21 protein-coding genes and 1 riboswitch are annotated in these 22,969 nt (G+C 72.5%); of the genes, 6 read left to right on the top strand and 15 right to left on the bottom strand.

Annotated features, from left to right (window positions below):
- Positions 1–27 precede the first annotated feature (27 nt).
- Genes EJF31_RS04920 through EJF31_RS04910 form a run of 3 tightly spaced genes read left to right on the top strand, consistent with a single transcriptional unit; the run spans position 28 to position 4,974 of the window.
- Positions 28–1,218 carry an exonuclease SbcCD subunit D gene (locus EJF31_RS04920; RefSeq protein WP_125036022.1) on the top strand — a complete coding sequence of 397 codons (1,191 nt, stop codon included), beginning with the start codon at positions 28–30 and terminating at the stop codon, positions 1,216–1,218.
- Complete coding sequence (locus EJF31_RS04915; RefSeq protein ID WP_125036021.1) at positions 1,218–4,187, top strand: AAA family ATPase; 2,970 nt, start codon at positions 1,218–1,220, stop codon at positions 4,185–4,187. The genes EJF31_RS04920 and EJF31_RS04915 overlap by 1 nt, the downstream gene beginning before the upstream one ends.
- Positions 4,188–4,212: 25 nt before the next feature.
- Entirely contained in the window at positions 4,213–4,974 is a 762-nt protein-coding gene (locus EJF31_RS04910; RefSeq protein ID WP_125036020.1) for a class I SAM-dependent methyltransferase, read from the top strand.
- 16 nt (positions 4,975–4,990) lie between these two features.
- Here the strand turns inward: EJF31_RS04910 and EJF31_RS04905 are convergent, their stop codons facing one another.
- On the bottom strand, positions 4,991–5,680 hold the full coding sequence (locus EJF31_RS04905) for a sulfotransferase (protein WP_185736146.1): 690 nt from the start codon (positions 5,678–5,680) through the stop codon (positions 4,991–4,993).
- A gap of 67 nt (positions 5,681–5,747) precedes the next feature.
- Between EJF31_RS04905 and EJF31_RS04900 the strand changes: the two genes are divergently transcribed.
- Both EJF31_RS04900 and EJF31_RS04895 read left to right on the top strand, forming a co-directional pair.
- Positions 5,748–7,265: a TldD/PmbA family protein gene (locus EJF31_RS04900; RefSeq protein ID WP_125036018.1), complete on the top strand. Its 1,518-nt coding sequence runs from the start codon at positions 5,748–5,750 to the stop codon at positions 7,263–7,265.
- Positions 7,265–8,680, top strand: a complete 1,416-nt coding sequence (locus EJF31_RS04895) for a metallopeptidase TldD-related protein (protein ID WP_125036017.1) — start codon at positions 7,265–7,267, stop codon at positions 8,678–8,680. The genes EJF31_RS04900 and EJF31_RS04895 overlap by 1 nt, the downstream gene beginning before the upstream one ends.
- A 15-nt stretch (positions 8,681–8,695) precedes the next feature.
- Here EJF31_RS04895 and EJF31_RS04890 read toward each other — a convergent pair whose 3' ends face one another.
- Positions 8,696–9,556, bottom strand: a complete 861-nt coding sequence (locus tag EJF31_RS04890; RefSeq protein ID WP_125036016.1) for a CHAD domain-containing protein — start codon at positions 9,554–9,556, stop codon at positions 8,696–8,698.
- Positions 9,557–9,660: 104 nt separating this feature from the next.
- Here EJF31_RS04890 and EJF31_RS04885 point away from each other — a divergent pair, with 104 nt between their 5' ends.
- Positions 9,661–10,173, top strand: coding sequence for a hypothetical protein (locus EJF31_RS04885; RefSeq protein WP_125036015.1), 513 nt, complete (start codon positions 9,661–9,663; stop codon positions 10,171–10,173).
- A gap of 25 nt (positions 10,174–10,198) precedes the next feature.
- Here EJF31_RS04885 and EJF31_RS04880 read toward each other — a convergent pair whose 3' ends face one another.
- The 13 genes from EJF31_RS04880 to EJF31_RS04820 form a co-directional block, all read right to left on the bottom strand.
- Positions 10,199–11,482, bottom strand: a complete 1,284-nt coding sequence (locus EJF31_RS04880) for a serine hydrolase (protein WP_125036014.1) — start codon at positions 11,480–11,482, stop codon at positions 10,199–10,201.
- Positions 11,479–14,256, bottom strand: a complete 2,778-nt coding sequence (gene gcvP / locus EJF31_RS04875; RefSeq protein ID WP_373994715.1) for an aminomethyl-transferring glycine dehydrogenase — start codon at positions 14,254–14,256, stop codon at positions 11,479–11,481. The genes EJF31_RS04880 and gcvP overlap by 4 nt, the downstream gene beginning before the upstream one ends.
- Positions 14,257–14,448: 192 nt before the next feature.
- Positions 14,449–14,558: riboswitch (glycine riboswitch) on the bottom strand.
- Between the two features lie 88 nt (positions 14,559–14,646).
- Positions 14,647–15,243 (bottom strand): MerR family transcriptional regulator, encoded by a 597-nt coding sequence (locus EJF31_RS04870; protein WP_125036012.1) that lies wholly within the window; start codon positions 15,241–15,243, stop codon positions 14,647–14,649.
- 199 nt (positions 15,244–15,442) lie between these two features.
- Entirely contained in the window at positions 15,443–15,910 is a 468-nt protein-coding gene (locus EJF31_RS04865; RefSeq protein ID WP_125036011.1) for a bifunctional nuclease family protein, read from the bottom strand.
- Positions 15,911–15,976: 66 nt separating this feature from the next.
- Positions 15,977–16,714 (bottom strand): MerR family transcriptional regulator, encoded by a 738-nt coding sequence (locus EJF31_RS04860; protein WP_185736145.1) that lies wholly within the window; start codon positions 16,712–16,714, stop codon positions 15,977–15,979.
- 14 nt (positions 16,715–16,728) lie between these two features.
- Entirely contained in the window at positions 16,729–17,262 is a 534-nt protein-coding gene (locus EJF31_RS04855; RefSeq protein WP_125036010.1) for an FHA domain-containing protein, read from the bottom strand.
- Positions 17,263–17,418: 156 nt separating this feature from the next.
- On the bottom strand, positions 17,419–17,805 hold the full coding sequence (gene gcvH, locus EJF31_RS04850) for a glycine cleavage system protein GcvH (protein WP_125036009.1): 387 nt from the start codon (positions 17,803–17,805) through the stop codon (positions 17,419–17,421).
- A gap of 43 nt (positions 17,806–17,848) precedes the next feature.
- Positions 17,849–18,604 (bottom strand): DUF881 domain-containing protein, encoded by a 756-nt coding sequence (locus EJF31_RS04845; RefSeq protein ID WP_125036008.1) that lies wholly within the window; start codon positions 18,602–18,604, stop codon positions 17,849–17,851.
- Between the two features lie 5 nt (positions 18,605–18,609).
- Positions 18,610–18,942 (bottom strand): small basic family protein, encoded by a 333-nt coding sequence (locus EJF31_RS04840; protein ID WP_125036007.1) that lies wholly within the window; start codon positions 18,940–18,942, stop codon positions 18,610–18,612.
- Entirely contained in the window at positions 18,939–19,832 is an 894-nt protein-coding gene (locus EJF31_RS04835) for a DUF881 domain-containing protein (protein WP_125036006.1), read from the bottom strand. The genes EJF31_RS04840 and EJF31_RS04835 overlap by 4 nt, the downstream gene beginning before the upstream one ends.
- Positions 19,825–20,427: a CDP-alcohol phosphatidyltransferase family protein gene (locus tag EJF31_RS04830; protein WP_125036005.1), complete on the bottom strand. Its 603-nt coding sequence runs from the start codon at positions 20,425–20,427 to the stop codon at positions 19,825–19,827. Before EJF31_RS04830 ends, EJF31_RS04835 begins: the two co-directional genes overlap by 8 nt.
- A gap of 119 nt (positions 20,428–20,546) precedes the next feature.
- Complete coding sequence (locus tag EJF31_RS04825) at positions 20,547–21,596, bottom strand: hemolysin family protein (protein WP_125036004.1); 1,050 nt, start codon at positions 21,594–21,596, stop codon at positions 20,547–20,549.
- On the bottom strand, positions 21,593–22,960 hold the full coding sequence (locus EJF31_RS04820; RefSeq protein ID WP_125036003.1) for a hemolysin family protein: 1,368 nt from the start codon (positions 22,958–22,960) through the stop codon (positions 21,593–21,595). Before EJF31_RS04820 ends, EJF31_RS04825 begins: the two co-directional genes overlap by 4 nt.
- Positions 22,961–22,969 lie beyond the last annotated feature (9 nt).

The following is a 22,969-nucleotide window of genomic DNA, read 5'->3' as shown; positions in this document are numbered from 1 at the left end:
GTCGGTGGTCGTTCCTAGGTTGGTCGCATGCGCATCCTCCACACCTCCGACTGGCACCTCGGCCGGTCGTTCCACCGTGAGGGGATGCTCGAGCACCAGGCGTCGTACGTCGACCACCTGATCGCCGTCGTGGAGTCGGAGCAGGTCGACCTCGTGGTGGTCGCCGGTGACGTCTACGACCGGGCGCTGCCCCACGTCGACGCGGTCCGCCTCGCCGACGAGGCCCTCGCCCGGCTGGCCGCCTCGCGGGCCCGGGTCGTCATCACCAGCGGCAACCACGACTCCGCCCAGCGGCTCGGGTTCAGCTCGCGGCTGATCGACGCGGCGGGGGTCTTCATCCGCACGGACGCCTCCGCCATCGGCACGCCGGTGCTGCTCGAGGACCGGCACGGGCCGGTCGCGGTCCACGGGCTCCCCTACCTCGACCCCGACGCGGTGCGTGAGCCGTGGGGGCTGTCGGCGCGCTCCCACGAGGCCGCGCTGACCGAGGCGATGCGGCGGGTCCGGGCCGACCTCGCCACACGATCCTCCGCGACCCGGTCGGTCGTGCTGGCGCACGCGTTCGTCGCGGGCGGGCCCGATCAGGTCCGGCCCAGCGACTCCGAGCGCGACATCTCCGTCGGTGGCGTCTCGATGGTCCCGACGTCGGTCTTCGACGGCGTCTCCTACACCGCCCTCGGCCACCTGCACGGGCGCCACACGCTCACCGACACGGTGCGCTACAGCGGCTCGCCGCTGGCCTACTCCTTCTCCGAGGCGACGCAGGTCAAGGGCTCGTGGCTGGTCGAGCTCGGTGCCGACGGTCTCGAGTCGGCCGAGTTCGTCCCCGCGCCCGTCCCACGTCCGCTGGCCCGCCTGCGGGGCACGCTCGCGGAGCTGCTCGCCGACCCGGCTCACGTCCCCCACGAGGGGTCATGGGTGCAGGCCACCCTCACCGACGACGTCCGCCCCCTGCAGGCGATGGAGCAGCTGCGTCGGCGCTTTCCGCACACCCTCGTCCTCTCCTTCGAGCCCGCGTCCGGGGACCGCTCGGAGGTGCCCCTGGCCCGCACCCAGGGCCGCTCCGACCACCGGATCGCCCTCGACTTCGTCGGCGACATGCGCGGCACCGGAGCCACCGAGGAGGAGTCCGCGCTGCTCCAGCAGGCCGTCGACGCCTGCTGCGAGGACCCCGACTTCGACGTCCTCGTCCCCGCCTCCCCGGACCGGGGGGCCTGATGCGCCTCCACCTGCTCGAGGTCACCGCCTTCGGGCCGTTCGCCGACACGGTCACCGTCGACTTCGACCACCTCTCCGACGCCGGGCTCTTCCTGCTCTCCGGCGCGACCGGTGCCGGCAAGACGAGCGTCCTCGACGCGGTCTGCTTCGCGCTCTACGGCGACGTCCCCGGCGACCGCAACGCCGCGCGCCGGCTGCGGTCCGACCAGGCTGCGCCCGGCGTACGCCCGCGGGTCACGCTCGAGACCACCCTGTCGGGGCGCCGGTTCCGGCTGGTCCGCTCCCCCGCCTGGGAGCGACCTAAGAAGCGCGGCAGCGGCTTCACCACCGAGCAGGCCTCGGTCACCCTGTCCGAGCGGGTCGACGGCGAGTGGCAGCCGCTGTCGTCGCGGCTGGACGAGACCGGCCACCTCGTGACCCGTCTCGTCGGCATGAACGTCACCCAGTTCACCCAGGTCGCCATGCTGCCCCAGGGACGGTTCCAGGCCTTCCTCCGGGCCCGCTCCGACGAGCGCCACAAGCTGCTCCAGCAACTGTTCCGCACCGGCCGCTTCGAGCAGGTCGAGGGCTGGCTGCGCGACCGCCGCATCGCCCTGCGCCGCACCTCCGACACGGCCCGGGAGGGTGTCGCCGACCTGGTCAGCCGCCTGAGCGAGACCGCCGACGTGCCGGTCCCCGAGGACTGGGAGGTCGCCGACCTGCAGCCCTGGGCCACGGCGCTGGTGGCCGACGCCCTCGAGCGCCGCGACCGGGCCGCCGCTGCTGTCCTCGTTGCGGCGGGTCACGAGCAGGAGACCCGCACCCACCTCGAACAGACCCGCGCCGTGGTCGACCGGCGTCGTCGCCTCGAGGCCGCCCGTGCCGAGCGCGACCGGCTCGATGCGATGTCCGACCAGCACACCGGCGCGGTGGCCGCTCTCGACGCCGCGCGGCGCGCCGCCGGTGTCATCCCGCTGCACCGTCTCGCCACCACCGCGACGGCCGCCCACGTCCGCGCGGAGGCCCTGGCGCACGCCACGACCGAGCGGGCCGGCGACGTGCTCGGGCTGCTCGTCGTCGACGCCGACACCCTGGCTGCTGCCGCCGCTGAGGCGCTCGACAAGGCCGCCGCCGTGCGCGCCGCCCTGCCCCGCGAGGCGCGGCTGCGCGAGGTCGACGAGCGAGCAGTCGGCGCCGAGCGCGAGCAGGCGGCGGTGACGACGCGGCTGACCGCCCTTTCAGGCGAGCGGGCCGCACTCCCCGAGCGCCTGGTCGCCGCGCGGGCGTCCGCGCAGGAAGCCACCGCTGCCGCGGCCGCCACTCCGGCCGTCGAGGCGCGGGTCGCCGACCTGCAGGACCGTCTGCGGGCCCACCGGGACCTCCTGTCCGTGGAGGGGCAGCTGGCCGCGGCGCGCCAGGCGCTCGCCGTCGCCTCGGCCACGGCCGTGGAGCTGCGCGAGCGCTGGCTGGACCTGCGCGAGGCCCGACTGGACGGGATGGCCGCCGAGATCGCCGGCGCGCTCGCGGTGGGCGCCTGCTGCCCGGTCTGCGGCTCCGCGGACCACCCCCACAAGGCCACCTCCCACCCCGACGCACCCGACGCCGCCGCCGAGAAGGCCGCCCTCAAGGCGCTCGACGACGCCAAGGCCACCGAGCACCTGCACGACGAGCGGGTCCGCGACCTCGGCACCCGCCTGGCGGTGCTCCGCCAGCAGGCCGGCCCCGACCCGGCCGCGGTGCTTCAGGCCCGGGCGGACGACGAGGCGTCCGGGCTCGAGCGGCTCCGGGCCTGCGCCGGCGAGGCGACGGCCCGCCTCGACGCGGTCGCCACGCTCGAGGCCGACGACGAACGCCTCGCGGCGGAGATCCGTGAGGCCGAGCTGCGGGCCGAGTCCCTCGCGACCAGCCTCACCGCACTCCGTGCGGAGTCCGGCTCGCTGCGTGCCGAGGTCGATCACCTGGTGGCCGGCTCGGGTGCCTCCTCCCTGACCCGACTCCTCGACGACCTCGCCGACCGGGCCGACACCGCTCACCGTGCCGCCGACGCGCTGGTGGGCCTCGTCATCGCGGCCGACGCCCGGTGCGACGCCGACCGGGCCCTCGCGGAGGCGGCCCAGGAGTCCGGGTTCCCATCCACCGAGGCCGCGGTCGCGGCCCGGCTCGACGTCCAGGAGATCGCCGCTCTCGACCGCCGGGTCACCGAGCACGAGCGCAAGCTGGCGGCCGTGACCGCACTGCTCGACGAGCCGGGAGCCGAGGAGCTCCTCGCCACCGACACCGTCGACCTCGACGCGCTCCAGCGCATCCACGCCGATGCGCTGGCCGCACTCGGAGACGGGCGCACGCTCGAGTCCCGCTGGGCCGGCCGCCACCAGCGGCTCACCGCCCTGGCTCGCGAGCTCGAGGCCGCGCTCGTGGCCTGGGCGCCGCTGCGCCACGAGCTCGACGTGACGACGCGCCTCTCCGCGTTCGTCGAGGGCAAGTCCCCCGACAACCGCCTGCAGATGCGGCTCTCGGCCTACGTGCTCGCGTTCCGGCTCTCCCAGGTCGTGGCGGCCGCCAACGAGCGCCTGGCGCGGATGAGCGACCAGCGCTACTCCCTCGAGCACACCGGGCGACGGGGCGCCGGCGAGACGCGGGGCGGCCTGAGCCTGCTCGTCCGCGACGACTGGTCCGGGGAGTCCCGGGACCCCGCGACCCTCTCGGGCGGCGAGACGTTCGTGGTCTCCCTCGCCCTCGCCCTGGGGCTCGCCGACGTGATCACGCAGGAGGCCGGCGGCGCGGACCTCGACACCCTCTTCGTGGACGAGGGCTTCGGCTCCCTCGACGCCGACACCCTCGACGACGTCATGGACACCCTCGACTCGTTGCGCGACGGCGGCCGTGTCGTCGGCGTGGTCAGCCACGTCGCCGAGATGCGCGACCGGATCCCGACCCAGCTCCGGGTCAGCAAGTCCCGGCGCGGGTCGACGCTGGCCCTGTCGCGATGATGCCGGCCACCGCTAGTTTCGATCCGTGACCTTCGACGTCGCCGCCGAGTCCTACGAGCGGTTCATGGGTGCCTGGTCGACCGGGCTGGCGCCCCAGCTCATCGCGTACGCCGGCGTGCGGCCCGGCCAGACCGTGCTCGACGTCGGGTGCGGTCCCGGCATCCTCACCCGGCCGCTGGTCGACCTCCTCGGCGCGGACCACGTCGTCGCCGTCGACCCGTCACCGTCGTTCGTGGCCGCCACGGCGGATCGTTTCCCGGGCGTCCGGGTCGCCGAAGCCGGGGCGGAGTCGTTGCCGCTCGACGACGGGGAGGTCGACCACGCCCTGGCCCAGCTGGTCGTGCACTTCATGACCGACCCGGTCGCGGGTCTGGCCGAGATGGCGCGGGTGACCCGTCCCGGTGGGGTCGTGGCCGCCAGCGTCTGGGACCACGGGGGCGGCCGCGGACCCCTCTCGACGTTCTTCGAGGCCGTGCAGTCGCTCGACCCGGACAACCCCGGCGAGCGCGACTACGCAGGCGTCAACGCCGGACACCTCGGCGAGCTGCTCCGCGCCGCCGGCCTGGGCCGGGTCGAGGAGACCCGCCACGACGTCGAGCGGCACTACGACGACGTCGACGCGTGGTGGGCGCCGTACACCCTGGGGGTGGGGCCGGCCGGTGCCTACGTGGCCGGTCTGGACGACGACGGCAAGGAGGCGCTCCTCGAGGCCTGCCGGGCCCGGCTGCCGCGCGGTCCGTTCACCGCCACCGCCAGTGCATGGGTGGCCCGCGGGACGGTCAGGTGAGGGGTGTCCGACTGCCTCAGTCGGTCAGGCCCCAGGACGACACGTCGAGGCCCCAGTCGTCGGCGAGGCGCCGGGCCTGCGGCCGGTACATCACCTGCAGGGACTCCTTGAGCCCCGGGGTCCAGTCCCACTCCGCCTTCGACGACGACCCGGACTCGCGCTCGACCTCCTGCAGCGGCACCGGGTCGACGCCGATCAGGCCCCACACGGTGTCGACCGCGGCCTGGGGGTCCTTCCGGATGTTCTCGTAGACCATCACGTGCATCCGGTCGCGGCCGACCTGGGAGGCCCAGGCGTCGAGCTGGTCGGCGTAGAAGCCGCTCCAGGTCTGGACGGTGATCGGGACCGGGTAGGGCCACGACTTGCCGCGCGTGGCCGCGAGCCGCATCGAGGAGCGGAAGCGCTCCACCGGGTCGCGCAGCAGCACCAGGATCGGGGCGTCCGGGACGTGCCGCGCGGCGCCCGCGGGGCACGACGCGTGCCGGAGGTACTGCGGGGTCCAGTCACCACGGTGGATGCCGTCGGACGGGAACAGGTCGAGGTACTCCGCCGGGGTGATCCGGTCGTCGGCCAGCTTGTGCAGGAGCTGCTGCTCCTTCTTGCCGTTGGTGCCGAGCCCGACCTGCGGGTGTTGCGTCAGCAGGTCGGTGAACCACGTCGTGCCCGATCGCTGCGCGCCGATGCCCAACCAGGCGGGAGAATTCATGATGGGCACCCTACCGAGTCCGTTTCGCTGGGAAATCGGGTGGCGCCCATCGGATAGGTTCCCGTCCATGAGTGGTTCCGGCCTCGATCCGACCTTCACCTCACTCCCCTACCGCGAGCTCGGCGATGCCGCCCTCGCGCGTGCGCGGGAGCTCGGGGTCACCCACGCCGACTTCCGCTTCGAGCGGGTCCGCTACCAGCACCTCGGCGTCCGCGACGGCGTCCTGCAGGGTGCCAGCGACCGGGAGGACCTCGGCTTCGCCGTGCGGGTCATCCATCGCGGCGCGTGGGGCTTCGCGTCCGGCGTCGTGCTCACCACGGACGAGGCGGTGCGGCTCGCCGACTCCGCCGTGGCCGTCGCCCTGGTCGCCGCGGAGATGACCAGCTCCCCGGTCGAGATCGCTCCCGAGCCGGTGTACGACGACGTCACCTGGATCAGTCCCTACGAGGTCAACGCGCTCGAGGTGCCCACGGCCGAGAAGGCCGAGGTGCTCATCGACTGGACCAACCGGCTCCGCACCGGAGCAGCCGTGGACCACGCCTCGGCGTCGCTCGAGCAGGTGCAGGAGAACAAGTACTACGCCGACCTCGCCGGCACACGCACCACCCAGCAGCGGGTCCGCCTGCACCCCGCCTTCGAGGCCATGGGCGCCGGTGCCGACACCTTCGACTCGATGGCGAGCATCGCTCCGCCGGCAGGGCGTGGCTGGGAGTACCTCACCGACAAGGCGCTCTACGACTGGGACGACGAGATCGAGCAGGTGCCCGAGCTCCTGGCCGAGAAGCTCAAGGCGCCCAGCGTCGAGGCCGGCACCTACGACCTGGTCATCCACCCGTCCAACCTGTGGCTGACCATCCACGAGTCCATCGGGCACGCCACCGAGCTGGACCGCGCGCTCGGCTACGAGGCCAACTACGCCGGCACCTCGTTCGCGACGTACGACAAGCTCAACACGCTGCAGTACGGCTCCGGCGTCATGAACGTCACCGGCGACCGCACCGTCGAGCACGGCCTCGCGTCGATCGGCTACGACGACGAGGGCGTCGAGACCCAGAGCTGGGACATCGTGCGCGACGGCGTCCTCGTGGGCTACCAGCTCGACCGGGCGATGGGCCACATGAAGCCCGAGCTCAACGGTGGCCGCTCCAACGGCTGCGCCTACGCCGACTCCCCCGGGCACATCCCGATCCAGCGGATGGCCAACGTCTCGCTCCAGCCGGCTCCGGACGGGCCGAGCACCGAGGAGCTGATCAGCCGGGTCGAGCGTGGCCTCTACGTCGTCGGCGACAAGAGCTGGTCGATCGACATGCAGCGCTTCAACTTCCAGTTCACCGGCCAGCGGTTCTACACGATCACCGACGGCGAGCTGGTCGGCCAGGTCCGCGACGTCGCCTACCAGGCCACCACGACGGACTTCTGGAACTCCATGGAGGCCGTCGGCGGCCCGGAGACCTGGGTGCTGGGCGGCGCGTTCAACTGCGGCAAGGCCCAGCCCGGCCAGGTCGCCAGCGTCAGCCACGGCTGCCCGACGTCGCTGTTCCGCAACGTCCGCATCCTCAACACCAACGACGAGGCAGGCCACTGATGAGCACCCAGTCCCCGCGCCAGTCGCTCGTGATGACCCCGCAGTCCCTCGTCGACCACGGCGTCGCCACGTCGACGGCCGACGACTGCATCGTCATCCTCCGCAACGCCACCAGCGCCAACCTGCGCTGGGCCAACAACACCCTGACCACCAACGGCGTGATGCACGCCGTCAGCGTCACGGTCATCTCGTTCGTCCGGAGCTCCGAGGGGGTCTCGACCGGGTCGGTGTCCGGCAGCGCGAGCTCGCAGGCACAGGTGACCGCCCTGGTCGAGGCCGCCGACGCCGCAGCCCGTGCCGGATCGCCGGCCGAGGACGCCAGCGACCTCGTGACCGGCGACGCGGCCGCCGATTGGGACGAGGCGCCCGGGGCCACCGACATCCACGTGTACGACGCCTTCGCGCCGGCCCTGGGCGAGGCGTTCGGCCGCGCCTCGGGCGCGGGTCGGGTGCTCTACGGCTTCGTCAACCACGAGGTCGTGACGACCTACCTCGGCTCGACGACCGGCCTCCGCCTGCGTCACGTCCAGCCGACCGGCCACTACGCCTGCACGGGCAAGACGGCCGACCTCAGCCAGAGCGCCTGGGTCGGCGGCGCCACCCGCGACTTCTCCGACGTCGACGCCCTGGCGATGGAGCAGACCGTCGCCCAGCGGCTCGGGTGGGGGTCGCGGCGTGTCGACCTGCCCGCCGGTCGCTACGACACGATCCTGCCGCCGACCGCCGTCGCCGACCTGATGATCGACGCCTACTGGTACGCCGGTGCCCGGGTCGCCCACGAGGGGCAGTCGGTCTACTCCAAGCGCGGCGTCGGCACCCGCATCGGCGACCGGATCGCCAAGCCGGGGGTCAACCTCTTCTCCGACCCGAGCTATCCCGGACTCGCGTGTGCCCCGTTCGTCACCGCCAGCGCCTCGGGCAACGAGAGCTCCGTCTTCGACAACGGGCTGCCGCTCGGCCGGACCGACTGGATCCGCGACGGCGAGCTGACCTCGCTGCTGCAGACCCGGCACTCGGCCGCGATGACCCAGCAGCCGGTCACGCCGATGGTCGACAACCTGGTCCTCGACGTGGACGGCGGCCAGGGCTCGGTCGACGACCTGGTCGCCGGCACCGAGCGCGGCCTGCTGCTCACCTGCCTCTGGTACATCCGGGCGGTCGACGAGCAGACGCTGCTGTTGACCGGACTGACCCGCGACGGGGTCTACCTCGTGGAGAACGGCGAGATCACCGGCGCGGTCAACAACTACCGGTTCAACGAGAGCCCGGTCGACCTGCTCAACCGGTTCTCCCACGCGAGCGCCACGGTGCCGAGCTTCAGCCGCGAGTGGGGCGACGACTACTTCTCGCGCACCGCCACCCCCGCGCTGCGGGTCCCGGACTTCAACATGTCGAGCGTCTCCCAGGCGATGTAGGTATCGCCGGGCGCGTCATCCGTGGTGCCGGCGGGCCCGGCGCCACCGGCGCACGAACTCCTGGTCGGCCTCGAGGGCGCGCGCCTGCTCGCGGGCGTGCAACCGGCCGAACGTGAAGTCGCTGTCCCCGTCGGCGCGTGCGTCCGCGGCGAGCGTCTCGAGGGCAAGGCGGGTGACGACGGTGTCCTGGTGGTCCCCGAGCGCCTGGGTCAGGCCCTTGGCGGTCCGGGCGAGCTCGCGCGCCTCGTCCCCCCACAGCTCGTCGCCGGCCTCGGCGGCGTAACGCAGCCGCTTGGCCGCCTTCCGCACGTCGTGCAGGGCCCGGTCCCGGTCCTCGGCCCCGGCGACCAGGTCGGCGCGGTGCACCAGCCGGCTCCAGTGACGCCGCAGCTCCGGCTCGAGGTCGGCGGCGGTGACCGCCTTCGCCCCCGGCGCCCACGGCGGGTCGCTGCGCCAGGACTCGAGCGCAGCGACCACCGCGGCGTACCGCTCCGAGGCCAGCGTCGACTGCACGTCCTCCTCGGCGCCCGCCAGGGCCGCGGCATAGCTCAGGTCGAGCCGGTCACGCACCGGGCCGACGACGTGCACCGCCAGCTCGTGGTCGGCGAGGTGGGCCAGCCGGGCGTGGACGACGTGCGCGTCCCGCGCAGCCGACAGCGCGCGTACCAGCCACGCCAGCTCGTCGCGCACCGGCTCCGTGCGTGCCCGGTCCAGGACGGTGCGGAACGTCGCAAGGTCGGCCCGCAGGTGGCGGCAGGCCACCCGGGCGTCGTGCACGCCCTCGGCGTCGCCCGCGCGCATCGCCCTGTCGGCCCCGGCGAGGGCGTCGGTGTGCGCCGCGAGTCGGGCCCGGACGACCTTCAGGACGGCGCTCACCCCTCCATCATCCTGCGTCGTGCAACCGGGCCGGGCCGTCGTGCGTATACCCCGCACAACCCCGCAGGACACGACTGCAGGACCGACCAAGGAGGACCCCCACCATGCGCACCACCCAGCTCGCCCTCGGCGCCCTCGCGGTCGCCACGCTCGGCACGTCCCTCGCTCCGGCCGCCCACGCCCAGACGACCACCACCACGCACGAGCGGGGCAACGTCATCGAGTGCACCGGCACGATCAAGGGCAAGCCCGTCTACGCCAGCCTCTACGAGAACAACGTCTACGCCAACGTCATCCAGGTCGTCATCGGCGACGGCGACGACCAGGTCGGCAACAGCCGGGAGGTCGCCGGCGGGTTCATCGAGGACAAGCAGGTGTACGGCGCCCTCCGGGTCGGCGGCAAGCGTGCCGTCGTCGAGGGCCACGCCGCCCGCTACGGCAAGCGGATCGCCGTCCACGACGAGTTCGACGACGCCGGCCAGCACGTCGTGGTCGACGGCTTCCACCGCAAGCTGTCGAAGGACCTGACCCTGACGTGGCGGCACCGCACCGTGCCGCTGGCCTGCGGCACGGCCTTCTTCTACGACCTCACCACCACGAAGACCGACATCGAGTGACGGGCGGGCCGCGCCCGTCCCGCGCTCAGGCGGGATGCCCGCCGGGGATCTCGACCTCGGGGTCGTAGGGGGTCCGCGTGTAGACGAACGTCGCGCAGTCCAGGTGCGAGACGGAGCCGTCGCCACGACGTACGACGTGGAGCGTCTCGCCCCGGTGGTAGCCGGCGACGCCGACCACCCGGTCGCCTTGGACCTCGAAGACGTCCTGCCGGTTCTGCAGCGCGAGGCTGTGCACCTCGAGCCGCTCGTCGTGCCAGCGCAGCTCGAAGGCCGTGTTGCCCCAGAACCACACGCCGGGCACGCCGGCCAGGGCGTCGGGCACGCGCACCGTCGGTGTCCACGGCGCCGACGGCTCGACCGGCCCGTCGCCCAGCAACCGCGCCGGCACGGCGTCGGTCACCAGTCCGGTCGTGGCGTTGGTCAGCAGCACCGAGCCGTCGCCGGTCCCGGGGTCGACGAAGAGGCTGGCGAGGAAGCCCGGCATGGAGCCGGTGTGACCGACGAGCCGTCGGCCGTGCGCCTCCACCACCCGGAAGCCGAGGCCGTAGTCGCCCTGGCCCGGGCGGTAGGCGTCCCGGAGGTCGTCGAGGTCGAGCACCCGGGGGTCGCCCTGGGTCAGGAAGCGCCCCCAGGCGGCCAGGTCCTGCACCGTGCTCCACGCCTGTCCGGCCGGTGCCATCGCCCCGGTGTCCTGGTGCGGCTCGCGGGTCAGGGTCCCGTCGAAGTGCCCCACGCTGAAGCCCTGGGCGGAGGCGCCCACCGGGAGGTACGTCGTGCGCCCCATGCCGAGCGGCTCGAGGATGCGGCTCCGGGTGACGGCCCACCAGGACTGCCCGCGCAGCCGGGCGACCGCCTCACCGAGGAGGGCGAAGCCGAGGTTGCTGTAGTGGAAGTACTCCCCCGGGCCGGCCACCGCACCGGTGCCGTCGTTGGCGGCCAGCAGGTCGTCCAGGCTCACGCCCGGGGACCGCTCCCACCACGGACCGACCGGTTCGCTCTGCATCCCGGACACGTGGCCCAGCAACCCGGCGACGGTCGCGTCGGCGTAGCCCGTGCCGGGCACGACAGCGCCGATCCGGTCCTCGAGGGCGAGCAACCCGTCGGCCACGCACTGCAGCACCGCGACGGCGACGAAGGTCTTGGTGATCGACCCGATGCGGTACTGCACGTCCGCCGGGTCCGGCCCCGGCACGTCACCGGCCCCGGCGACCTCGACCAGCTCTCCCCGGCGCAGCACGCCGGCGACGACCGACGGCAGCCGGCCGGTCGCCTGGTAGCCCTCGACGCACGCCTGCAGCCGGCCGGTCACTCGGCGAAGGCCTCCGGCGGCGGGCAGGCGCACACGAGGTTGCGGTCGCCGTAGGCCTGGTCGATCCGCGCGACCGGCGGCCAGTACTTGTCCGGGTCGATGCCGGTCGGGAAGACCGCGAGCTCGCGGGAGTAGGGCCGGTCCCAGTCGCCGACCAGCGCGCGCGAGGTGTGCGGGGCACCGCGGAGCGGCGAGTCCTCAGGGCTCCACTCGCCCGCGCCCACGCGGTCGATCTCCGCCTTGATCGCGATCATCGCGTCGCAGAAGCGGTCGATCTCGGCGAGGTCCTCGGACTCCGTGGGCTCGACCATCAGGGTGCCCGCAACGGGGAACGACATGGTCGGCGCGTGGAAGCCGTAGTCGATGAGGCGCTTGGCCACGTCGTCGACGCTCACGCCGGTGTCCTTGGTCAGGCCCCGGACGTCCAGGATGCACTCGTGGGCGACCAGGCCGCCGTGGCCCTTGTAGAGCACCGGGTAGTGCTCCCCGAGGCGCGCGGCGATGTAGTTGGCCGAGAGGACGGCGGTCGCCGTCGCGCGGGTCAGGCCCGCTGCCCCCATGAGCCGGATGTAGGCCCACGAGATCGGCAGGATGCCGGCGGACCCGTAGGGTGCGGCGCTGATCGGGCCGATGCCCGACCGCTTGGCCTCCTCGGGGTGCATCGCGTGCGAGGGCAGGAACGGCGCGAGGTGCGCGCGCACCGCCACCGGGCCGACGCCGGGACCGCCGCCACCGTGCGGGATGCAGAAGGTCTTGTGGAGGTTCAGGTGCGAGACGTCGCCGCCGAACTCGCCCGGCTTGGCGTAGCCGAGCAGCGCGTTGAGGTTGGCGCCGTCGACGTAGACCTGGCCACCGTGGGCGTGCACGATCTCGCAGAGCTGCGTGATGGTGTCCTCGTAGGCGCCGTGCGTCGAGGGGTAGGTGACCATGATGGCGGCCAGGTCCTCGGCGTGCTTGTCGCACTGGGCACGCAGGTCGTCGAGGTCGACCGCGCCGTCGTCGGCAGCCTTGACCACGACCACCTTCATGCCGGCCATCACTGCGGAGGCGGCGTTGGTGCCGTGGGCCGACGACGGGATCAGGCACACGTTGCGCCCGGCGTCGCCGTTGGCGAGGTGGTAGCCGCGGATCGCCAGGAGCCCGGCGAGCTCACCCTGAGAGCCGGCGTTGGGCTGGATCGAGACGCGGTCGTAGCCGGTCACCTCGGCCAGCCAGCCCTCGAGCTCGTCGACGAGCTGGCGGTAGCCCGCGGCGTCCTCCGCCGGGGCGAAGGGGTGCAGGTCGGCGAAGCCGGGCAGCGACACCGGCTCCATCTCCGTGGTCGCGTTGAGCTTCATCGTGCACGAGCCCAGCGGGATCATGCCGCGGTCGAGCGCGTAGTCGCGGGCCGAGAGGCGCCGCAGGTAGCGCAGCATCGCGGTCTCGCTGTGGTGGGTCGAGAAGACCTCGTGGGTGAGGAACTCGGTCGTACGACGCAGCGGCTCGGGCAGGGCGTCCGGAGTGGCCGCGTCGAGGGCGGCGATGTCGCCGCCCACGCCGAAGGCCTTCAGGACACTGGTGACCGTGGACCGGGTGGTGGTCTCGGAGGTGGAGATGCCGACCCGGTCGGCGTCGACGAGGCGCAGCTGCAGGCCGTAGGCGCGGGCCGCGGCGACGACCTCGGCCGCACGGCCGGGCACCGACACGGTCAGGGTGTCGAAGAAGTGCCCGTGCTCGACCTCCACGCCGCCGTCGGCGAGGGCCGCGGCGAGCACCGCGGCGTAGCGGTGGGCGCGGGTCGCGATCGCCCTCAGGCCGTCGGGGCCGTGGTAGACGGCGTACATGGAGGCCACGACCGCCAGCAGGACCTGGGCGGTGCAGATGTTGGACGTCGCCTTGTCCCGGCGGATGTGCTGCTCGCGGGTCTGCAGCGCGAGCCGGTAGGCGGGCCGGCCCTCGGCGTCGACGGAGACACCCACCAGGCGACCCGGCAGGTGCCGCTCGAGCCCGGCGGCGACCGCCATGAAGCCGGCGTGCGGGCCGCCGTAGAACAGCGGCACACCGAAGCGCTGCGAGGAGCCCACCACGACGTCGGCGCCGAGCTGGCCCGGCGACTCCAGCAGGGTGAGCGCGAGCAGGTCGGCCGCGACGACCGCGAGCCCGTTGCGCTCGTGGACCGCCTCGATGACGGGGCGGGGGTCCAGCACCCGGCCGGACGCGCCGGGGTACTGCACCAGGACGCCGCACAGCTCACCGTCGGGCAGTCCGTCGGTCAGGTCGGCGACGACCACGTCGATGCCCATCGCCTCGGCGCGGGTGCGCACGACGTCGATGGTCTGGGGCAGGGCGTCGGCGTCGATGACGAAGGGACCGGACGCCTTTCGGTTGCCGCGGCGCACCAGCGTCATGGCCTCCGCGGCCGCGGTGCCCTCGTCGAGCAGCGACGCGTTGGCCGTCGGGAGTCCGGTGAGGTCGCCGATGACGGTCTGGAAGTTGATGAGGGCCTCGAGGCGGCCCTGCGAGATCTCCGGCTGGTACGGCGTGTAGGCGGTGTACCAGCTCGGGTCCTCGAGCACGTTGCGCCGGACGACGGGCGGCGTGATCGTGCCGTGGTAGCCCAGGCCGATCATCGTCTCCCCCGGCCGGTTGGCCGCGGCGATGGCGCGCAGCTCGCGGGCGGCCGCCTCCTCAGTCAGCGGGGCCGGCAGGTCCAGCTCGGCGGCGGCGCGGATGCCGCCGGGCACGGCCGCCTCCATGAGCGCCTCGAGCGAGGCGAAGCCCAGGTGCTTGAGCATCGCGGTCTCGTCGTCGGGGCGCAGCCCGATGTGGCGCTCGACGAACGGCAGTGCGCCGTCGAGCTCGGACAGCGACTGTCCCGGGTGGCGGGGGGCGTCGGACACGGGTGGCTCCTCGGATCAGCGGTCGATCGGGTCGCCTCCCCCTCTGTCGTCCGGCTCCCCGGTGCGGGGGGCGATCTCCAGAGTTGCCTCGTCCGCACGGTCCGGGCGCCTGAGAGGTTCCGGGGAGGAATTGCCCCTTCGGCGCTCCGCTCCGGAGGCCGCTGGCCACCGGGCGAAGACTCTCCCGTGCGGGATTGTCAGCAGCGCCAATCTAGCAGGGAACGCGACAACGGCCCGCCGCCACGAGGGCGACGGACCGTTGTGAGAGTGCTGGGAACCCGGTGATCAGCCGGTCTGGCGGGCGGCACGACGCGCCGCGAGCTCGTCGCTGGCCGACGGGGCGTCGTCCTCGGCGGTGCGCTCGCTGGGCAGCTCCGCGAGGGTGCCCTCGATCTCCTGCCACACGCCGCCGATGGCGATGCCGAACACGCCTTGGCCACCCTGGAGGAGGTCGATGATCTCGTCGTTGCTCGTGCACTCGTAGACCGAGACGCCGTCGCTCATCAGCGTGACGCGGGTGAGGTCCTCGGTGCCACGCTGGCGGAGGTGCTGGACGGCGGTGCGGATCTGCTGCAGCGAGATCCCGGCGTCGAGCAGGCGCTTGACGACCTTGAGCAGCAGGATGTCCTGGAAGCTGTAGAGGCGCTGCGAGCCGGAGCCCTTGGCGCCGCGCACGGTGGGCTCGATCAGGCCGGTGCGGGCCCAGTAGTCGAGCTGGCGATAGGTGATGCCCGCGGCACTGCACGCGGTGGGACCCCGGTAACCGGTGTCACTCGGGAGCGGCGACACGTCGTCGCTGAAGAGGAGACCCTGCTCCTCCGCAGCCTCGACCGCCTTCGCGGTCTCGACGCTGGTGCCCAGCTCCTGCTCGTTCTCGTTCACACGGTCCTCCGCGGGTCTACTCCGTTGTCCGTAACTCCCGAGGGGGAAGTGTCGCGCGGCGCCCGCGGTGGGCGCACCACAACAGTGGAGTTACAACAGAGACATCTAGAAGGTAAGCCTCGACCTGAGGGTGGTCAACGACGTCGGCGGCGTGTCGGAACCCTCAACCTCAACTTGAGGGTGATGGTTCAGGCTCCCCCTACAGGGACTCGAAGTCCTCGGGGGTGACTTGGTCGAGGAACTCGCGGAACTTCTCGACCTCGTCCTCCTGCTCGGCGGGCACGGCGAGCCCGGCCTCGTCGAGGACCTCCTCGGCGCACACGATGCGCGAGCCGGTCCGCAGGGCCAGGGCGATGGAGTCGGAGGGCCGGGCGCTGACCTCGGCGCCCGAGCCGAAGACCAGGGTCGCGAAGAAGACCCCGTCCTTGACGTCGGTGATGCGCACCTCGGTGAGCTCGTTGCCGGTCGCCTCGAGGACGTCCTTCATGAGGTCGTGCGTGAGCGGTCGCGGTGGCACCACGCCCTGCTGGGCGAAGGCGATCGCGGTGGCCTCGACCGCCCCGATCCAGATCGGGAGGTACCTCTCCCCCGACACCTCGCGCAGCAGCACGATCGGCTGGTTCGAGGGCATCTCGACCCGGACTCCCATGACATCGACTTCGCGCACACGATCACCCTACTCCGCTGGGTGATGGGCGTTCGGGCGACGCCGGCGCCACGCCGGACGCACGCGTCAGGAGGAGCGCAGGCCCGTCTTGACGAGGGTGGCGTGCAACCGCACAGAGAGGGCAGCGATCTCGCTGACGGCTTCCTCGGCGCGCGCCTTGGCGGCGGTGTCGCGGCTGCGCTTGTGGGGTGCGACGACCTGCTCGACCAGTCCGACCTCGCGGTCGGCCGCGGTCTTGAAGGCCCGGAGGTGGCGCGGCTCGAACCCGAAGTCGGCGAGCTCGCGGGCGGTCCGGGCGATCACCAGGGCGTCGGTGTCGTAGTGGCCGGTGCCGGGTCGCGGGGTGATCAGGGCGTACTGCTCGAGCTGGTCGAGCAGGTCCTCGGAGATCTCCGCGATCTTGACCAGCTCACGCCGCGAGAGGCGCAGGTTGTCCCGGCGCGTGAACGACTCGGCGCTGGGCAGTCCGTCGGCTGCGAGCGCGACCTGCGGCACCGTCGGCACGACCGCCTCGATCGGCGGCGGCTCGAGGCCCCGGTCGATGGCGTCGAGGTGCTCCCCGATGACCTTCAGCGGCAGGTAGTGGTCGCGCTGCATCCGCAGGACGTAGCGCAGGCGCTCCACGTCGTCGGAGGAGAACTTCCGGTAGCCGGCGGCGGTGCGCTCGGGCTTGATGAGTCCCTTGTCCTCGAGGAAGCGGATCTTGGGGATCGTGATCCCCGGGAAGTCGGGGCGAAGCCGGTCGAGCACCTCGCCGATGTTCATCCGCGTCCGGGACCCCGAGGTGGCTGCGGGCTGGTGCATGCTCGAGGACAACGTCAGCCCGCGTGCCCGGAGAAGAAGACGAGGCGGTACTTGCCGATCTGCACCTCGTCGCCGTCCTTCAGCAGGACCTTGTCGATCCGGTCGCGGTTGACGTAGGTGCCGTTGAGGCTGCCCACGTCGCTGACGGTGAAGGTGTCCCCGCTGCGGTTGAACTCCGCGTGCCGACGCGAGACCGTCACGTCGTCGAGGAAGATCTCGCTGTCGGGGTGGCGCCCGGCGTTGACCTGGTCTGCGTCGAGGAGGAACCGGCTGCCGGAGCCCGGGCCCCGCTGCACGACCAGGAGCGCGTGCCCGACGGGCAGCGCGTCGACGGCGGCCGCGTCCACGGCGTTGAGCTGGCGGTCGGACGTCTCGGTCTTGTCCGCGCCCACCGAGATCGAGATCGTCGCGGTGGACTCCCCGGCGTTGTCGGCCGACGGCGGCGCAGGGGTCGCGGGCGTGTCCGCGGACACCAGTCGCGTCCCGCACTGGGCGCAGAAACGGGCGTCGTCGGGGTTCTGCTTCCCACACGCTGTGCAGAACGGCATCGGTCATCCTCCGGGTCGGGTCGTCGTCACCCTCGACCGGCCTGAACCCTCAGGGCCGGGTAGAGGTTGACGGTTGGTCCGAACCTATCAGTCCGGTGGGCCTCTGCGGGGCGGGCGCGCGAAGCACGCCGACGCTCCCGGCGAGGTGGTCGCCGATCAGGCCTCGAGCGAGGCCTCGTAGGCCGCGGCGTCCATGAGCTCGTCGGTCGCGGACGCGTCGGTGGGGACGACCTCGAAGAGCCAGCCGCCGCCGTACGGGTCGTTGTTGACCAGCTCGGGCGTGGCATCGAGGGACTCGTTGCGGGCGACGACCTCGCCGCTCACGGGCGCGTAGACGTCGCTGACGGACTTCGTCGACTCCAGCTCGCCGCAGGTGCTGCCGGCCTCGACGGTCTCGCCGACCTCGGGCAGGGACACGTAGACGATGTCGCCGAGGGCGTCCTGGGCGTAGTGGGTGATCCCGATCCGGACCGAGCCCGCGTGCTCACCGGGCGTCCGCAGCCACTCGTGCTCGGTGGTGTACTTGAGGTCGTCGGGGTACAAGGGGTCTCCTGTCGCAGAACGGGTGGCGCCTGACGTGCGCAGGCTACTGGCTCGGGTCGGGCTGGGCGTACTGAGGTTGCACCGGCTGCCGGACCGCCTCGATGTCGAGCGAGTTGAGCTCGTCGACGGTGACCTCGTCACCGGACTCCTCGAAGCGCTGTGTCGGGCCGTCGGGGAAGGACAGCGCCCCGGCCAGGGTGTGCGGGTCGCCGATGACGTCGATGACGTACGGCGCCTCCAGGAGCGTGTCGTCCACGTAGAACCCGCCCTCGGCGTCCTGGATCGAGCTCTGCGCGATGACCCGGACCTGGCCGTTGATCTGCATGGCCTCGGCGCCGGCGGCGCGGAGCTCCTCGATGGTGTCGAGGATGTCGTCGGTGCTGACCGGCGCCGTGACCTCCTTGATCGTGATCCGGATGCCGGGGCCGGTGACGGGCACCAGCCCGGCCAGGATGTTCAGGGTGTCCGAGCGAGCCTGGGCCTGGTCGAGGGCCGCCTGCCGGGCGTCGGTGCTGGACTGCAGGTCCTGGCGGGTCGCCTCGAGGCGCGAGATCTCCGCCTGGGCGCGCTGGGTGGTGCCGGCCAGGCCGTTGAGCACGTCGATGAGGTCCTGCTCGCGGTAGCCGGCGTACGTGCTGTCGACCTCGTTGGCCCGGACCTGCGTGACGGCCGCGAAGCCCACGACGGCCAGGAGCACGCCGACGATCGCCTGGGCGCGGGACGGCTTGCGCAGCGCCTGGGTGAGGCGCTGGCGTCCGGTGTCCTGGGGGCCGGCCGGTGGCTTGCTCTGGTCAGTCATCGCGCTCATGCATGGAAGAGGTGGCGCCGGATGGCCGCCACGTTGGAGAAGATCCGGATGCCGAGGACCACGATGACGCCGGTCGAGAGCTGGCCGCCGACGCCGAGCTTGTCCCCGAGGTAGACGATCGCGGCGGCGATCACGACGTTGCTGAAGAAGGAGACGACGAAGACCTTGTCGTCGAAGATGCCGTCCAGGTAGGCACGGAGCCCGCCGAAGACGGCGTCGAGGGCGGCCACGACGGCGATGGGCAGGTAGGGCTCCAGTCCCAGCGGGACGTCGGGCTGGAAGATCAGGCCCAGGACGATGCCCACGAGCAGCCCGAGTGCGGCGATCACGGCGTGTTCTCCTCGTCGACGTGGTTGTTCTGGTCGGCCGCGGTCCCGGCCTTGGCGGCTCGGAGGCGCAGCAGCCGCTCCGGCGCGGCCGGCAGGGACAGCGTGTCCTCATTGTGCAGCTCGTAGACGAACCCGAGCTGTTGCGCCACGTCGAAGAACGCGAGCCCGTGGGTCGTGTCGAGCAGGTTGGCCTGCAGGGTGCGGGTGTCGCCGATGGCCAGGACGGTGTACGGCGGCGAGATCGGCCGGCTGTTGACGTGGATGGCGATGCTCGCGTTGCGGATGGCGCTCAGGGCGGTCAGGCGCTGGCCGTTGATCGCGATCGCCTCGGCGCCGGCCTGCCACAGGCCGTCGACGAGCAGCGCGAGGTCCTCGTCGCGCACCGCCTCGGTCCCGTCGGCCCCCGGCGGGTCGTCGATCGTGATCCGGACGCCCTCTCCCCTCACCGGGACGAAACCGGTGCGGACCTCGAGCCGGCGCATCCGGGTGATCGCGGACTGCTCCGCGCTGGTGGTCCGCGCGAGCGTCTCCTGCAGCCTCGTGTTGCGCTCGCGCTGGGCGACGATGTCGTCCTGCAGCTGCGAGACCGAGTCGCGCCTGGCGGAGATCTGCGAGATCAGCGTCGCCCGGGACGCGTCGTTGACGCTGGCGTTGCGCGAGGTCTGCACCGCCGCCGTCGTCACGAGCACCCCGAACACGGCGACCACCACCGCCGCGGTGCGGTGCGGGCGGATCCGGGCCGGCCCCGGCGACGTCGCGGCGCGGCGTTCGGCGACGTGGAGGTAGTCCTCGTCCAGCGACTGCTGGGTGATGAGGGTCAGCAGGGGCAGGGTGACCCGGGCCGGCAGCTGCGGCGCGGGCCGGACGGCCGGGTCCGGCACGTCAGCCATGGCGGACCGTCGTACGGCGTTCGGTGGTGGCCAGCAGCCTGCGCACCTGCCAGGCGTAGAGGATCCCGGCCCACCAGTAGAGCCCGATGCCCCACAGGGCGAACGCCCAGCCGAAGACCTGGGCGAGGGTGGCGACGATGCCCTCACCGTCGCCGAGCAGGAGCAGTGGGAAGGCGTAGAGCAGGTTGAACGTCGCGGCCTTGCCGAGGAAGTGCACCGGCAGTGAGCTGTAGCCCCGCGTGCGCAGCAGGGGCACGAGCCCCCACATCAGCGCGTCCCGCAGCGGCAGCGACACCGCGGTCCACCACGGGATGACGTCGCGCAGGGCGAGTCCCACCACGACGGCGAGGATGTAGAGCCGGTCGGCGACGGGATCGAGGATCTGCCCGACCACCGAGGTCTGGTCGAGCTTGCGCGCCAGCCAGCCGTCGAGGAAGTCGGTGATCCCGGAGACCACGAGGAGGCCCAGCGCCCAGCCGTCGGCCTCCGGCCCGAGGACGAGCCAGAGGAACACGGGGACCCCCGCCAGCCGGATCAGGCTGAGCAGGTTGGGGAGGGTCCACACGCGGTTGTTCCGCGTCGAGTCGTCCGCCACGGGTGCCTGTTCGCCGTTCTCTGGAGTGTGATGGGGAGTGTCTGGAGCGTCGTGCGTGCACACCTTAACCGTCGGTGCGGGCCCACGAGTGCGCACCCGCGCGGTGGCGTCAGCAGACCTCAGACCGGCTCCTCGAGATGGGCCGCGTCGCGGATCTCGCCGACCAGCTCCTCGATGACGTCCTCGAGCGTGGCGAGGCCGATGGTGGTCCCCTCGGCGTCGACCACCCGCGCCATGTGCGCACCGCGACGCTGCAGGGTCTCGAGGGCCTCGTGCAGCGTGTCGTCCGACGTGACCGGCGCGAACGGCCGGATCCACTTGTCGTCGAGGGGCCGCTCGCGGCGCTCCTCGTCGGGCTCGAGGACGTCCTTGATGTGCAGGTAGCCCAGCAGCTCACCGCCGTCACCGGCCACCGGGAAGCGACTGAAGCCGGTGGCCGCGCAGATGGCCTCGACGTCGGCACCGGACGCGCCGCGGGCGACGGTGGTCAGCGTGTCGGGCGGCATCAGCACCGACGTCACGTTCTTCTCGGTGAAGCCGAGGGCGCCCGCGAGGCGGTCGTACTCGTCGGCCTCGAGCAGGCCCTCACCGCGGGACTCCTCCACCATCGCGGCGACCTCCTCGCGGGTGTAGGTCGAGCTCACCTCGTCCATGAGGCGTACGCCGACCAGCCGCAGGAACGCCGCCGCGATCGCGTTGATGACGATGATGACCGGCCGCAGGACGGTGACGATGGCCCAGATCGGCGTGCCGAGCACGAGCGCGGCGCGGTCGGGGCCGGCGAGCGCGATGTTCTTGGGGATCATCTCGCCCATCACCACGTGGAGGTAGACCACGATCGCCAGGGCCCCCGCGAACGCGATCGGGTGCAGGAAGCCGTCGGGGACGTGCGCGGCGTGGAGCACCGGCTCGAGGAGGTGGGAGACGGCCGGCTCGCCGACCGCACCCAGGACCAGCGAGCAGACCGTGATGCCGAGCTGGTTGACGCCGATCACCAGGGAGATGTTCTCCATCGCGCGCAGCGTCGTCCGCGCGAAGCGGTTGCCGGCCTCCGCGCGCGGCTCGATCTGGGTGCGCCGGGCGGAGACCAGGGCGAACTCGGCCGCCACGAAGAACGCGTTGCCCAGGAGCAGCAGGATCGCGACGACGATCGCGCCACCGCTGCTCATGACTCCCCCGCCCCGGCGTCGGCCCGGTGTCCGCCGTCGTGCAGGCGCAGGCCCACCCGGTCGATGCGTAGGCCGTCCATGAGCTCGACGGTGAGCACGGCGAGCTGCTCGCGCGGCTCGTCGGGATCGGAGTGGTCGGGCACCGGGACCTCGGCGATGTCGCCCACCTCGGGGATCCGGCCGATCACCTGCAGCACCAGCCCCGCGATCGTGTCGTAGTCCTCGTGGTCGGGCAGCTCGATCCCGGTCAGGTCCTCGACCTCGTCGGGGCGCAGCAGCCCGGACAGCGACCAGGAGGAGTCGCGGCGCTGGCGCGCCCGGGCGCCGAGGCGGTCGTGCTCGTCGGCGATGTCGCCCACGATCTCCTCGATCACGTCCTCGAGCGTCACGATGCCGGCGTGGCCGCCGTACTCGTCGAGCACGATCGCCATCTGGAAGCCGTCCTTGCGCAACAGGGCCATGAGCGGGTCGAGGCGCAGCGAGTCGGGCACCACGATCGGCTTGGCCATCAGGTGCTTGACGCGGGTGGTCGCCCGCTCGTTCACCGGCAGGGCCACGGCGTTCTTGACGTGGACGGTGCCGACGACGTTCTCGTCGGCGTCGTAGACCGGGAAGCGGGAGTGGCCGGTCTCGCGGGCCAGGTCGATGACGAGGCTGGCGCGGTCGCCCACCTCGACGCTCGTGGTGCGCACGCGCGGGGTCATGATCTCGCCGGCCGTGCGGGAGCCGAACTCCACCGAGCGCTCCATGAGCTCGGCCGTCTCCTGGTCGAGCGTGCCCTGGTCGGCCGAGCGCTGGATCAGGCTGGCCAGCTCGGTCGAGCTGCGGGCCGAGCGCAGCTCCTCCTGCGGCTCCATGCCGAGGCGGCGCACAAACGCGTTGGCCGACCCGTTGAGCACCCGGATGGGGATCTTGTTGACGGCCGTGAACGCGCGCTGGAAGCGCTGCGTTGCCCGGGCGACCTCCATCGGCTTGGCCAGCGCGAGGTTCTTGGGCACGAGCTCGCCGAAGATCATCGTGAGGATGGTGCCGAGGGCGAGTCCGATGCCGACCGCCACCGGACGTACGGCGCCCGCGGGCGTGCCCAGCGCGCCGAGCGGACCGTCGATCAGGTCGGCGATGGCGGGCTCGGCCAGGAAGCCGATCGCCAGGTTGGTGACGGTGATGCCGACCTGGGCGCCGGAGAGCTGGGTGGACAGGGTGCGCAGCGCCTGCTGCACGCCGACTGCCCCGTGGTCACCCTCGGCGGCTGCCGCGTCGACGCGCGTGCGGTCGACAGTGACGAACGCGAACTCGGCGGCGACGAAGATCCCGCACGCCACGATCAGCAGCAGGGCGGCGCCGAGCAGGAGCCAGGAGATCATCGGTGCCCT

The organism is Nocardioides sp. LS1 (assembly GCF_003865225.1).
Classification (GTDB): domain Bacteria; phylum Actinomycetota; class Actinomycetes; order Propionibacteriales; family Nocardioidaceae; genus Nocardioides; species Nocardioides ginsengisegetis.
The sequence above is the reverse complement of the archived record's forward strand: the minus strand, read 5'-3'. Positions and strand labels throughout refer to the sequence as shown.